This window comes from Marivita sp. (assembly GCF_051859345.1).
Classification (GTDB): domain Bacteria; phylum Pseudomonadota; class Alphaproteobacteria; order Rhodobacterales; family Rhodobacteraceae; genus Marivita.
In genome coordinates this window covers 49,068-62,651 of record NZ_JBHYFV010000011.1, presented here as the reverse complement: position 1 = coordinate 62,651, position 13,584 = coordinate 49,068, and the positions used below count along the sequence as shown (strand labels likewise).

The following is a 13,584-nucleotide window of genomic DNA, read 5'->3' as shown; positions in this document are numbered from 1 at the left end:
TGTGTGTCGTTTGGTCTTATTTGACGCGAGGTCTGGTGCCGCGCCCCTAACGCCCCCGGATCCGCGGATCGAGCGCGTCGCGCAGACCGTCCCCAAGGTAGTTCACACTCAGGACTGTCAGCGAAATCGCGATGCCCGGCAGCATCACCCGTTCGGGGAATTGCTGCATCCGCGAAACGGCGTCTGCCAGCATCTTGCCCCATGTCGGGAAATCTGACGGGAAGCCGACGCCAAGGAAGCTGAGCGCGCTTTCGGTGATGATCGCCGTGGCAAGGCCAAGCGTGGCCGAGACCATGATCGGGGACAGCACGTTGGGCAGCAGGTGGCGCTGCACGATGCGGAAGGGCGTGGTGCCGATGGACCGCGCGGCAAGGATGAATTCGCGTTCCTTGAGGGCAAGGATGTCGCCGCGCACGATGCGGGCGGTGGGCATCCAACTGGTGATGGCGATGATTCCGACGATCAGCACGAACATGCCGCCTTCGGGGCCAAACGCCTCGCGTAGGGGCTGGCGGAACAGGGTCACGGCGACCAGCAGCAGTGGCAGGATGGGCAGCGACAGGAACAGGTCCGTCAGGCGCATCAGGATGCCGTCAAGCTTGCGCGCAAAGCCGGCAAGAACGCCGACGGTGGTGCCGATGACAAGGCTCAGGATCATCGCGGCCCAACCGACAGCCATAGACGCGCGGCCGCCCGAGAGGATTTGCGCCAGCTGATCGCGGCCAAGCTGGTCTGTGCCGAAGGGACGGTTCCAGGCGGTCTTGGCGGTGCTGTCCCAGATCGCGCTCCAGATCGGGCGCAGATCCTTGTTGCGGATGTCGAGCTTTTGCGGATCGACTTGCCAGATCCACGGGCCGACCAGAACCGCCAGCGTGATGAACAGCAGAAACCCTCCGCCAAACATCGCGCCCTTGTGTTTGCGGAACTGGTCCCAGACGTCTTTCCACTGGCTGCGCGGCGGCTCCAGCGGGCCCTTGTCGGCGAGCGCCTCGATCGGGGTGGCGGATGCTTGGACGGGCTCAGTCATAGCGGATCCTCGGGTCGAGAAGGCCGTAGAGGATATCGGCAATCAGGTTGAAGACAACGATCAGCACGGCGAAGATAAAGGTCAGGGTCATCACCATCGGCAGGTCATTGGCAAACAGCGCTGTGATGAGCAACTGCCCGATCCCGTTCACCTTGAACACGTTTTCGGTGATGATCGCGCCGCCAAAGATCGCCGGCACGTTGAGCGCGATCACAGTGATGACGGGGATCATCGAATTGCGCAGGACGTGGACCGTGACGACCACAGCTTCGCTCAGACCCTTGGCGCGGGCGGTGCGGACATAATCCTGGTTGAGGTTGTCAAGCATCGACGCGCGCATGTAGCGGCTGATCTGGGCGGTTGTCTGAAGCGCCAGCACCATCACCGGCAGGATCATCTGCGACAGCTGGTATTTCAGGCTGGCCCAGTCGTTCACCACATGGGTGGTGTCATAGATCGACGGAAACCAGCCAAGCTGAACCGAGAAGATCACGATCAGCAGCGGGCCGGTGAAGAAGGGCGGGATCGAAAAGCCGATCATCGTTATGAACGTGCCCGACTGGTCGAAGATCGAATATTGCCGGTAGGCGGAATAGATGCCGATGGGCAGCGCGATCAGGATGCCGACAACATAAGCCATGCCCACCACCCAGAGTGTCTGCGGGATACGCTGGATCACGATGTCCATGACCGGGCTGCGGGTCTGCCACGAGATCACGCGCAGTTCGTTCTGGTAAAGCTGTGTATCGGGCAGCCAGCCCAGCAGGGTGCTGGAATTGGTCAGGTAATCGACGAAGATTTTTGGCTCGAGCCAGAACACCTGAACCAGCCATTTCCAGTATTGCACCAGCGGCGGCTCCCCGACGCCAAGCGCCTGGCGCATCTTTTCCTTCACCTCTGGCGGGACCGTCAAAGGCACCTGTGCCATCGGGTCGCCGGGGGCGAGTTGCAGAAGCATGAAAATGACAAAACTGATGAACAGAAGCGTCGGAACGGCAAGAATTAGTCGTCGGACGGCGAAGGTCAGCATCGTGTGGCGCCTCGGGTCATGAGTCTTTTGCGATGGACGAAACGTAGGGTGGGTATGAGACCCACCCTACAGAAACGCGATGTATGATCAGTTGGACGTGACGCGGAACCAGTCCGCAACATTCCACAACTCGCTGTCCCACACGTTCAGGACAACACCGCCAAGCGTGTTCGCGTGTGCCGACAGACGACCCCGGTGAACCAGGGGGATCATACCGCCATTGTCGGTCATCATGGCACTGAGTTCACGCCCGATGCGCTGACGTTCGGCCATGTCGGCTGTCTGGGTCAGCTCTGCGTGCAGGGCGTCGAATTCCTCCATGCAGAAGCGCGAGATGTTTTCACCCTGCCACTGTGTCTCGGGGCGCGGAGCCTTGTCGCAGAGTCCGTTGCCAAGATAGGACTGCGGGTCGGTGCCGTTGAAGGTGTTGGCGTACATTTCGACGTCCGCGTAGAACTTCTGGAACGTGTCCGGGCTGCCCGGGTCACCACCGAAGAACACGGACGAGTCGACGTTGCGCAGTTCGACTTCCATGCCGATCTGTTCCCACCATTCCTTGATCAGCGCCTGGAAGTCCTGACGGACGGCGTTGGTCGAGGATTGATAGAGAATGGAAAGCGGCACGCCATTGTGTTCGCGCACACCGTCGCCATCGCTGTCTACGATTCCGGCCTCATCAAGCAATGCCTTGGCACCATCGAGGTCCTGCGTTTCGCAGCCGTCAAATGTCGAGGCGAAGGCTTCGGGGGCAGGAACCCAGGAACAGCCGACCTTGCCAGCCTGACCATAGCCGATTTCCACCAGCAGCGGACGGTCGATGGCCATGGACATGGCCTTGTAGACCGCCGGTTCTTGCAAGAACGGATGCGGGTGCATCGCGGTCGAGCGTTCGCCTTCGGGCAGGTCGGGGCTTGGGTCTGTCTGGTTGATCATGATGCGTTCAAGCAGCGGGCCAAAACCGGCAATCGGAACACCTTTGCCGCCTGCTTCCATTGCGGCGATCACGTCGGGCGCAAGCTGCAGGTTCCAGGCGTAGTCGAATTCGCCGGTTTCCATCACGGCCTGACCGGCTGCCCGCGCATCACCGCCGCCTTTGAACGTCACCGACGCAAAGGCCGGTTTTGCCGGGTCGCGGTAGTTCGGGTTGGCGGACATGGTGATCACGTCGTTCGGCTTGAACTCATCGACGACAAACGCGCCGGTGCCGATCGGGTTGAAGTTCTGCTCGGTGCAGGTGGATGCCGCGGCACCAAGGCAACCTGCGAATTGCGCCTGCTGGATGATCGGGCTTTCGCCACCCACAAACGGGCCATAGGGGTTCGGGGTCGGGCCGTCGAACGTAACCACGACGGTCAGATCATCCGGGGTTTCGACGCTGGTAACGCCATTGAACTTTGTGATCTGGGCGCAACCACCTTCAGGATGGGTGCAATATTCATGTGTAAAGGCCACGTCCGCCGATGTGAACGGCGTGCCATCGGACCATGTCAGGCCGGGGGTGATCTTCCAGGTGATCGACGTCAGGTCTTCGCTGACACCGCCGTTTGAGACTGTGGGAATTTCTTGAACCAGCCACGGAACCAGATCACCTTTTTCATTAAAGCGCGCCAGCGGTTCGACGATCATCGAGGCCGACTCAACGTCCTTGGTGCCGCCTGACAGGAACGGGTTCAGGATCGAAGGCGCTTGCCAGTAAATAATCTTGACCTCGCCGTCCGCGCCACGCTCTGCAAAAGCGGCGGGCGCAAGGGCAATTGCGGCAGCAGCACCCATAAGTAGGGATGTGATTTTCATTTGTCTCTCCTTGTTAGACACAGTTTCCCGGTGTCGTTTTTATTGGTGGAATGTCCCTTGATTTGACCGAAAGCCACGCAAACGCAAACAAAGCGGGCTTACTTGCGACAAAACACAGGAATTTTCCCCCTACCTGCGCATCGAAACAGCTTTTTCGCAAAAAGCAAGTCCCGTCCAGCCTATTCCAAAGTCGACGCAGAGACATAAATTGACTCTTGGCGAACTGCGGTTAGCGTTTGTGCAGAGTTTGCAAAAGGACTGCGCCCATGCCGGATGGCAGCATCGCCAAAATCGAAAACCTTCGCGTCGAATTCCAGACCAAGTCCGGAACCGTCGTCGGCGTCGAAGACGTTTCGTTCGATATCAACCCCGGTGAAACCGTTTGCGTCGTGGGTGAATCCGGATCCGGTAAATCGGTGTCGTCGCTCGCACTGATGCGGCTGATCGAATACGGCGGCGGCGACATCGCGGGGGGGCGGCTTCTTTTTGACCGCAAGGACGCGGGCACGGTCGATCTGTCGGAAACCGATCAGGACCTGATGCGCACGATCCGGGGCAACGAGATCGGGATGATCTTTCAGGAACCGATGACGGCGCTCAACCCGGTCTTCACCGTGGGCAAGCAGCTGACCGAAGGTTTGCGATTGCACAAAAACATGAGCAGGTCCCAGGCCGAGGCGCGGGCGCTTGAACTGATGCGGCAAGTGCGCATCCCCGAACCCGAACGGCGGCTCAAGCAATACCCGCACGAATTGTCAGGCGGCATGCGGCAACGCGTGGTGATTGCGATGGCGCTGGCCTGCGAGCCGCGTTTGCTGATCGCGGACGAGCCGACCACCGCCTTGGACGTGACCATCCAGGCCGAGATTCTGGCGCTCATGGACCGGCTCAAACGGGAAACCGGCACGGCGGTGATGTTCATCACCCATGACATGGCGGTGGTGGCGCAGATGGCCGACCGTGTCGTGGTCATGTTCCGCGGCAACAAGGTGGAAGAGGGGACCGTCGAAGAAATCTTCGAGAACCCGCAGCACCCATACACGCAAGCGCTTCTGGCGGCGGTGCCCAAGCTGGGCGAGATGACCGGCACCGACCTGCCGCGCCCGATGCGGCTATTGGGCAAGGACGGCTCTGAAGTGCCGCCGATCACCGGCGCAGAGGAGGTATTGCTTGAGGTCAAACACCTGACCACACGCTTTACCGTGAAAGGTGGGTTCTTCCGCCGGACCGTGGCCAATGTTCACGCGGTGGAGGACCTGTCCTTCAGTGTCAACAAGGGCCAGACCCTGAGTCTTGTTGGGGAATCGGGATGTGGAAAATCAACCGCCGGTCGGTCGATCCTGCGTCTTGTGGAACCGCAGGAGGGCAGCATTTTCCTGGATGGCAAGGACATCATGGCATTGAGCCAATCCGAACTGCGCGACGCGCGGCGCGACATGCAGATGGTCTTCCAGGACCCTTTTGCGTCGCTCAATCCGCAGATGCAACTGTCCGACCAGGTGTCCGAACCGATGCGCAATTTCGGCATGGGATCGAGCGCCGAAATGCGGAAACGGGTCGAGATGCTGTTCGACCGGGTCGAACTGCCACGCAGCTTCATGCAGCGCTATCCGCATGAATTGTCCGGTGGTCAGCGCCAGCGCATCGCGATTGCACGGGCCTTGGCGCTGAATCCCAAGCTGATCGTGTCGGATGAGGCGGTGTCGGCGCTTGACGTGTCTGTACAGGCACAGGTGCTGAACCTGATGCTGGAATTGCAGGCAGAGTTGGGGATTTCGTTCCTGTTCATCAGCCATGATATGGCGGTGGTCGAACGGGTGAGTCACCATGTCGGCGTGATGTATCTGGGCCGCATCGTTGAACTGGGACCACGCCGCGCGGTGTTCGAGAACCCGCAGCACCCTTATACCCAAGCCTTGATGAAGGCGGTGCCGATCGCCGATCCGCGCAAGCGCAAGTCCGAGAAGGATTTGAACTTCAAACCGATCCCGTCGCCGATCCACGGGCTGGACTATGTCGCCGAACCGTCCGTCTATCGCGAGGTCGAACCCGGTCACAAAGTGCTGATCACCGACAGCGGCTACTGACCTGTTCGGTCATCGCTGATAGGTGGCGGTATGGTACGATTTTCTCGTTGGGTCTTCCGTGTGCTGGTCGGGGGCATTGCGCTTTTGACGCTGGTGGCGTGCGCGCTGCATGTCACCAATAGCGAAGGCGATGTGGCACTTGCGCCACCGGAAGGCGAGGCGCTTCGGATCGCGACCTATAATGTGCATTACATCGTCCTGAGCGAAGAGACCGGCGCGTGGTCGGTGGGTGACTGGGAACGGCGCAAGGGGCCTTTGGACAGTGCATTCAAGGCGTTGCAGGCCGATGTTGTCGCGTTTCAAGAGATGGAAAGCTTTCAGCGCGGCAGCGACGGGTCGGTGAACCTTGCCCGTGATTATTTGGCAGAGCGCAATCCTTCCTATGGTGTGGCCGCGACCGGGCATTGGCGGGAATTTCCGACAACGCAGCCGTTATTCTACCTTAAGGATCGCTTGCAAATTATTGATCAGGGATGGTTTTTCTTCTCAGAAACCCCGGATGTGATCTATTCGCGCACCTTCAACGGTTCTTATCCTGCCTTCGCCACCTGGGTTCAGTTCGAGGATAGTGAGACCGGCGCGCAGTTCCGGGTTGCGAATGTGCATTTCGAATATTCCAGCGGCTCCAACAGGCTTTTGTCCGCCACGTTGGTGCGCGACCGGATCAAGCCGTGGATCGACGCGGGCGAGGCGGTGTTCCTTGTCGGGGATCTCAACGCGCTGCACGGGGCGCGGACTATGGACATTCTCGAGGAGTCGGGCGTGGTGTTCGACCGCACGCCCGGCGCGACGTATCACCTGAACAGAGGTGTACACCTACTTGGAGCCATTGACCATTTGAGTCGCACATCCGATGTTGACCTAAGCAAAGGGCCGGTTGTGGTGCAAGAGAGGTTTGACGGCGAATGGCCATCGGACCATCATCCGGCCTATGCTGATTACCTGCTCCCGTCAGCCCAGAAGTGAGATTATGCAAAACCGCCTGACCCCGCGCGCCATTCTTGACCAGTTGGTAAAATTTCCCACCGTCAGCCGTGACACCAACCTGCCTTTGATCGACTGGGTCGAGTCCTATTTTGCGGAACACGGGGTCCAAAGCCATCGGCATGTGAAATCCGACGATCCGTTGAAAGCAGGGCTTTTTGCGCATGTCGGGCCAGAAGTTGCAGGCGGCGTGGTGCTGTCTGGCCACACGGATGTCGTGCCGACCGATGGGCAACCTTGGAGCACCGATCCCTACACCGTGACCGAGATAGACGGCAAGCTGTACGGGCGCGGCACCACCGACATGAAGGGCTTTGACGCGCTGGCGATCTGGGCGCTGGTCGAGGCGAAGTATCGCGACGTGACGCGGCCCGTGCAGATCGCGCTGAGTTATGACGAGGAAATCGGCTGCACCGGGGCGCCGCCGTTGATCGAGGCGATGCAGGGTGTTGTTCCAAAAGCGGACACGGTGATCGTGGGGGAACCGACGATGCTCAAGGCCGTGACCGGGCATAAGGGTGGCAACACGTTTTGGGTGCATTTTCATGGGTTTGAGGTACATTCCTCGATCATGCACACCGGCGTCAGCGCAATCATGTACGGGGCCAAACTGATCGAATGGGCGAACCGGATAAACGCAGAGAATGCCAACGCCGCGCCGGGACCGATCGCGGCGCAGTTCAACCCGCCTTACACCAATGTGCATGTCGGCCAGATCAGCGGCGGCACGGCGCATAACATCACCGCCAAGGATTGCGAGTTCGGTCTGGGCTTTCGCGTGGTGCCCGGCGAAACGCTCGAGGCGTGGGAGGTGAAGCTGCGCGAGGCGGCGGCCGAGATCGAAGCGGAAATGAAGGCGGTCCGGCCAGAGGCGTGGATCGAGATCAAGCCTGCGTTTTCCCTGCCGCCCTTCAAGCCCGAGGATGGGGGTGCGGCGGAAACCCTTGTGCGGCAACTGACCGGGGACAACGGCACACAATACGTTTCCTACGGCACCGAAGCGAGCCATTTTCAGACGGCGGGTTATTCCGTGGTGGTCTGTGGCCCCGGTGACATCGCCGTGGCGCATCAACCGGATGAATACATCACGGTTGCGCAATTCAACGAAGGACAGGCGTTCATGGAACGGCTGCTGGATCACCTCTCGACATGATCTCGTTTCCGATTTCCGAACACAGCCCGATTGCCTTTGCCGGGCCGCCTCCGTCCGAGACGGATGTCGTGGTGATCGGTGGAGGGGTGATCGGCGTCTGCACGGCGCTGTATCTGGCGCGCAAGGGGCGGCGTGTGGTGCTTCTGGAAAAGGGGCGCATCGCCGGGGAGCAGTCTTCGCGCAACTGGGGCTGGATCCGGCAGCAGGGGCGCGACCCGGATGAATTGCCGATCATGGTCGAGGCGAACACGCTCTGGACCGAGCTTGCCAGCCAGACCAACGTTGACATCGGGCTGAAACGGTCCGGCGTGACCTATCTGGCCGAGAGCGAGAAAGAGCTGGCCGGTTTTGCCGATTGGCTGCCCTATGCCACAGCGCAGGGTGTGGATACCGAGGTGCTGGACCGTGCCGCGTTGAAACAGCGGTTTCCTGAACTGGCCAAAGGCGGTTTTGTCGGCGCGTTGACCACTCCGTCTGACATGCGCGCAGAGCCGTGGGTGGCCGTGCCTGCGCTGGCGGGGATCGCGCTGCGCGAGGGCGCCGTGATCGTCGAGAGCTGTGCGGCGCGAAAGCTGGACCTTGAAGCGGGACGCATCACGGGGGTGTTCACCGAAGCCGGGCGCATCGCCTGTTTGGATGTGGTTGTGGCGGGCGGCGCGTGGTCGTCGTTGTTCCTGCGGGCGCATGGGGTGGCGATTCCGCAACTGTCGGTGCGGGCCAGTGCCGGAGCGACAGACTCTGTGGCCCTGCCGCATCAGGGCGCTGCGGCGGGTGGCAAATTCGCCTTTCGAACGCGGGCAGATGGCGGGGCGTCGCTGGCGGCGGGGGGCTTTCACGAATTGTTCGTCGGGCCGGACGCGTTCCGTGCGCTGCCGAAATTCCGCGCGCAACTGATGAACGATCCGTTTGGCACCCGGTTTCTGCCTGCCGCGCCCAAGGGTTACCCGGATGCGTGGGGCACCAGGCGCCAGTGGGACGGTGACGAGGTCAGCCCATTCGAGGGCATCCGCGTGCTGAACCCGAAACCCAATGCACGCAAGCTGCGCAAGGTGGCTGCTGAGGTGCAGGCGTTGTTCCCCGAAGTGGGACCGATCCGCTACCGCGCGATGTGGGCGGGGATGATCGACACGATGCCGGATGTGGTGCCCGTGGTGGACCGGGTGGAAGCGATTCCCGGCCTGACCATTGGCACCGGCATGAGCGGGCATGGGTTCGGCATCGGGCCGGGCGTGGGGCGGGTGCTGGCCGATCTGGTCTGCGGCGATGTGCCGGGGCATGATCTGCGGCGGTTCCGGCTGGCGCGGTTCAGCGATGGCAGCGTGATGGATTTGGGTCCGGCGCTGTGACCCCTTGAAGCCGGGCGCTGTCTGCGTCACGTTCTACGCAGACACTCCATTCATTTAACACGAGGATGACCCCCATGCCGGTCAAGAACCGCTTTGCCGAATTGCAGGATGAAATCACCGCCTGGCGACGGGACATGCACGAGAACCCCGAGATCCTGTTCGAAACCCACCGCACCAGCGCGCTGGTGGCCGACCGGCTCAAGGAGTTCGGCTGTGATGAGATCGTGACCGGTATCGGGCGTACCGGTGTTGTCGGGGTCATCAAGGGCAAGACCGATACCGCGGGCAAGGTGATCGGGCTGCGCGCCGACATGGACGCGCTGCCAATCCACGAGCAGACGGGGCTTGAGTACAAGTCCAAGACCGATGGCGCGATGCATGCCTGCGGGCATGACGGACATACGGCGATGCTCTTGGGCGCGGCCAAGTACCTGAGCGAGACACGCAATTTCGATGGCACGGTTGTGGTGATCTTCCAGCCTGCCGAAGAAGGCGGCGGCGGTGGCCGCGAGATGTGCGAGGACGGGATGATGGACCGCTGGGGCATCCAGGAGGTCTACGGCATGCACAACTGGCCCGGAAAGCCGGTTGGCAGTTTCTCGATCCGTCCGGGGGCGTTCTTTGCTGCGACCGACCAGTTCGACATCACGTTCGAGGGCAAGGGTGGTCACGCCGCCAAGCCGCAGGAGACCGTGGACACGACCGTGATGGCCTCGCAGGCAGTGCTGGCGTTGCAGACGATTGCCAGCCGCAACGCCGATCCGACCGATCAGATCGTGGTGTCGGTGACGTCGTTCGAGACCTCGTCCAAGGCGTTCAACGTCATTCCGCAGCGCGTGCACCTGAAAGGCACGGTACGGACGATGTCGACCGAGATGCGGGATCTTGCGGAAACGCGGATCAAGGGGGTCTGTGCCGGTGTCGCGGACACGTTTGGCGGCAAGGTTCATGTGGACTACCATCGTGGCTACCCGGTGATGGTGAACCACGACGAGCAGACCGAATTTGCCGCCGAGGTGGCGAAGTCGGTGTCTGGTGCCTGCGAAGACGCGCCGCTGGTCATGGGGGGTGAGGATTTCGCCTTCATGCTCGAGGAACGTCCTGGCGCGTATATCCTTGTCGGCAATGGCGATACGGCGGCAGTGCATCACCCGGAATACAACTTTAACGACGATGCGATCCCGGCAGGCTGTTCCTGGTGGGCCGAGATTGTCGAGCGGCGGATGCCTGCGGCGTAAGGGTTGCGTCAGCGAGTTTGGAACGGCGGGCTGTGATGGCCCGCCGTTTTGCGTTTTATCCTGCTTTGGGGGAGAGTACCGGTATTGCGACGGTGCCGGGTTCTAAGTGCATTCCCTGAGAACTTTTCTGGCGGTGCGTAAGCCGAATGTCAGGTTAGCGGGACTTTGCGGACCTTACCACCAAGGGGTTGAAAGAAGCGAAGTAGGTATCCGTCAGGATCAGCAACAACAAACTGTCGGTTGCCAACCTCGTAGTCATCCTTGCGGTACCATTTGTCCTCAACCTCGAGGTAAAGCGGCATCTCAGCAGCGGCCAATGCTTTTGTAAGAGGCGCAATCTCTTCGACTTCAATTTGGACGTTTAGACCTTTTCCGAATGGATATTTTGTTGGCAAGTGTCCGTCATCAAACGTTCTTCCCGTTCCTATTTGATCTATCATCAGCTCTGCCCCGTTAAGACTGAGATAGCAAAAACCTTCTTCAGGACGTTCATAGAGGCAGGTAAACCCCAAAACGTCGCAGTAAAATTCACGAGACTTTAGCCAGTCAGAAACAGCAAATTCAGGAACTACTAAGCAGGGCATGAAAATTGACCTCTGATGATGCTCAGAGCAGTAGGGTACAGATGTTGTTCAGTCAATTTGGGCTCATAGCGACCATTGCGCTCAAGGATCACCCAACTGCTCTGTCAGACGAAAACAGCGGGCCTCACAGCCCGCCGTTTTCATTTCACTCCTCGTAACCGCGCTTGTGTTTGCTTTTTGCGACCGCCTCCTTGACGACGCGGCCAAATGATTTCTGCCGGGCGCGGGCGGCGGCGATGGATTCTGAATTGTACTGGTCCTCGCGCCGGAGTTTTTGCCAGCGGTCGAACCGGGACTGGTCGAGTGTGCCGTCCTTGAGGGCGGCCTTGACGGCGCAGCCGGGTTCGCTGGCATGGGCGCAGTTCGAGAATTTGCACCGGGCTGCAAGGGTTTCGATGTCGTCGAACAGCTCTTCGAGGCCTTCGCTGGTGCCCGACAGCTGCAATTCGCGCATCCCCGGCGTGTCGATCAGCCAGCCACCCGCCAGAGTTGGACGCAAGGCGCGGTGGGTGGTGGTGTGGCGGCCTTTGCCGTCATCTTCGCGGATGTCCTGCGTCGCCTCGGCCTCGCCGGTCAGGGCGTTGCGCAGCGTGGTTTTGCCGACCCCTGACGAGCCGAGCAGGGCAAGCGTCTGCGCAGTGCTGCACCACGGGTTGAGGCGTTTGACATCCTCGGGATCCTTGGCGTTGATCGTGATCGCGGTGACCAGAGGGGACAGGCGTTCGGCCTTGCGTCTGAAGTCGTCGGGATCGTCGCAGAGATCGGCCTTGGTGAGGATCACCAGCGGCAGCGCGTTCGACGCCAGTGCCAGGGCAAGATAGCGTTCGAGGCGCGCGACGTTGAAATCGGCGTTGCAGCTGGTGACAAGGCCCACGGTGTCGACATTGGCCGCGATGCGCTGGTCGCTGACGGTGTGGCCCGCGGCGCGGCGGTGCAGGTCCGTGATGGGGTCGAGCCGTTGCAGCGCGGTGGTGCCGTCGGTCAGCACCCAGTCGCCGACGGCATAGGCGCCTGCACTGTCGGCGGGGATCAGCCGGTGTTCGCCCGACTCAGAGAGGGCGACAAGCTGGCTGCGATGTACCTCGGAGATGCGGGCCGGGATGAGATGGGCGTCAACGTCTTTGCGTTGCCGCGCGAAATGGTCCGACCATCCGAGGTCGGTGAGGGAATAACGGGTCAATGGAGTGATCCTGTGGCTGAGAAACCTGCCCCGATAGGGCACATGTTTGGGCCGGGTGCGGCGATCAGCCTGACACCCGCAGGGCGCATACAATCTCCATCATACCCTCCTGCATCTCAGCTTCGATTGCCGCCACTATATGTGTCCGGGCGGATCGCGCCAAGCGGCATCTGGTCATTTCGCGGATCCGTTGCTAAGCGGGCGCATGATCTTGCCTTCCAAAGCCACTGTCGCCTGTATCAAGTGGGGCACCCTGTTCGGTCCGGAATACGTCAATCGGCTGTATTCCGGCGTGCGGCGGAACCTGTCCTGCCCGGTGCGTTTTGTGTGTATGACGGAGCACGCCGAAGGGCTGCATCCCGAGATCGAGGTGCTCGGCCTGCCGGTGGAGCCATTTGCCGAGCCGATGGCGGCTGCGCTGAAGGTTGCCAACCGCCAGGGCGCGATGCGCAAGGTTTCGCTGTTTCGCCCCGGTTTGATCCCCGATCTGGAGGGGCCGGTTCTTGGCTTCGATCTGGACGTGGTGATCACCGGATCGCTGGACGATCTTCTGACGCTGGCGCCAGGGCATGTGGTGATGCGCCACGACTGGACCGAGGCGCGCAAGGGACGGCCCACGGGGCACGGGTCGGTGTTTCGCTATGATCCGGGGCTGCATGGGTTTCTGTATGAGGATCTGGCTGCGGATGCCTACGCGGAAGTCGAGATCGCGCGCGGATCAGAGCAGCGCTACACCTCGCACAAGGCGATGAAGAATGAGGTTTTCACTTATATTCCGGGCAATTGGGTGGTGAGCTTCAAGTATGATTGCAACCCGTTTCCGGGCAATTACCTGCATCCGGCGCGCCTTGCTGAAGATGCGCGGGTGGTGTGTTTCCACGGACGTCCCAAGATGCCCGAGGCGATTGAAGGCTATCGCGGGTCATTGATCCGCTACGCCAAGCCGACAGCGTGGTTGCAGGACCATTGGGTCGACCGGGCACGGGTGGATCTGGGGGATCGCTGGGGGTAGGCGGACGATGCGTCGACGCATTTCGTGTATGCGTTGACGGAAACACTGGGGTCGTCCATCGGGGCTCCATTGGGTCGAGTCCAATGGACGACGCCCCAGACCCCTGGATATTTGAAAACCAGCGAAGAATGGACGCCTGTGCGGCTCGA

Annotated in this window: 11 protein-coding genes; 6 read left to right on the top strand and 5 right to left on the bottom strand. The window is 60.8% G+C overall.

Annotated features, from left to right (window positions below; translation table 11 throughout):
- Positions 1–46: 46 nt before the first annotated feature.
- The 3 genes from ACTIEN_RS09435 to ACTIEN_RS09425 all read right to left on the bottom strand — a co-directional run bounded on the left by ACTIEN_RS09435 (position 47) and on the right by ACTIEN_RS09425 (position 3,851).
- The gene (locus ACTIEN_RS09435; RefSeq protein ID WP_439522877.1) at positions 47–1,027 is read right to left on the bottom strand and encodes an ABC transporter permease; all 981 of its coding nucleotides are present in this window, start codon (positions 1,025–1,027) and stop codon (positions 47–49) included.
- Positions 1,020–2,057, bottom strand: a complete 1,038-nt coding sequence (locus tag ACTIEN_RS09430; protein ID WP_439522876.1) for an ABC transporter permease — start codon at positions 2,055–2,057, stop codon at positions 1,020–1,022. The genes ACTIEN_RS09435 and ACTIEN_RS09430 overlap by 8 nt, the downstream gene beginning before the upstream one ends.
- Before the next feature lie 87 nt (positions 2,058–2,144).
- The gene (locus ACTIEN_RS09425; protein WP_439522875.1) at positions 2,145–3,851 is read right to left on the bottom strand and encodes a peptide ABC transporter substrate-binding protein; all 1,707 of its coding nucleotides are present in this window, start codon (positions 3,849–3,851) and stop codon (positions 2,145–2,147) included.
- 266 nt (positions 3,852–4,117) lie between these two features.
- On the opposite strand from ACTIEN_RS09425, the gene ACTIEN_RS09420 reads away from it, so the two are divergent.
- The 5 genes from ACTIEN_RS09420 to ACTIEN_RS09400 all read left to right on the top strand — a co-directional run bounded on the left by ACTIEN_RS09420 (position 4,118) and on the right by ACTIEN_RS09400 (position 10,659).
- A complete protein-coding gene (locus tag ACTIEN_RS09420; RefSeq protein ID WP_439522874.1) occupies positions 4,118–5,938 on the top strand; it encodes an ABC transporter ATP-binding protein in 1,821 nt (606 codons plus the stop codon).
- A gap of 30 nt (positions 5,939–5,968) precedes the next feature.
- Positions 5,969–6,904, top strand: a complete 936-nt coding sequence (locus ACTIEN_RS09415; protein WP_439522873.1) for an endonuclease — start codon at positions 5,969–5,971, stop codon at positions 6,902–6,904.
- A 4-nt stretch (positions 6,905–6,908) separates the two neighbouring features.
- The gene (gene argE / locus ACTIEN_RS09410) at positions 6,909–8,075 is read left to right on the top strand and encodes an acetylornithine deacetylase (RefSeq protein ID WP_439522872.1); all 1,167 of its coding nucleotides are present in this window, start codon (positions 6,909–6,911) and stop codon (positions 8,073–8,075) included.
- A complete protein-coding gene (locus tag ACTIEN_RS09405) occupies positions 8,072–9,421 on the top strand; it encodes an NAD(P)/FAD-dependent oxidoreductase (protein WP_439522871.1) in 1,350 nt (449 codons plus the stop codon). The genes argE and ACTIEN_RS09405 overlap by 4 nt, the downstream gene beginning before the upstream one ends.
- Before the next feature lie 74 nt (positions 9,422–9,495).
- Positions 9,496–10,659: a M20 aminoacylase family protein gene (locus ACTIEN_RS09400; protein WP_439522870.1), complete on the top strand. Its 1,164-nt coding sequence runs from the start codon at positions 9,496–9,498 to the stop codon at positions 10,657–10,659.
- A gap of 149 nt (positions 10,660–10,808) precedes the next feature.
- Here the strand turns inward: ACTIEN_RS09400 and ACTIEN_RS09395 are convergent, their stop codons facing one another.
- Together ACTIEN_RS09395 and rsgA are read right to left on the bottom strand one after the other, a co-directional pair.
- Positions 10,809–11,243 carry a bleomycin resistance protein gene (locus tag ACTIEN_RS09395; RefSeq protein ID WP_439522869.1) on the bottom strand — a complete coding sequence of 145 codons (435 nt, stop codon included), beginning with the start codon at positions 11,241–11,243 and terminating at the stop codon, positions 10,809–10,811.
- Between the two features lie 145 nt (positions 11,244–11,388).
- A complete protein-coding gene (rsgA, locus tag ACTIEN_RS09390; RefSeq protein ID WP_439522868.1) occupies positions 11,389–12,423 on the bottom strand; it encodes a ribosome small subunit-dependent GTPase A in 1,035 nt (344 codons plus the stop codon).
- Between the two features lie 205 nt (positions 12,424–12,628).
- Here rsgA and ACTIEN_RS09385 point away from each other — a divergent pair, with 205 nt between their 5' ends.
- Positions 12,629–13,435: a glycosyl transferase gene (locus tag ACTIEN_RS09385; RefSeq protein ID WP_439522867.1), complete on the top strand. Its 807-nt coding sequence runs from the start codon at positions 12,629–12,631 to the stop codon at positions 13,433–13,435.
- Positions 13,436–13,584: the final 149 nt, after the last annotated feature.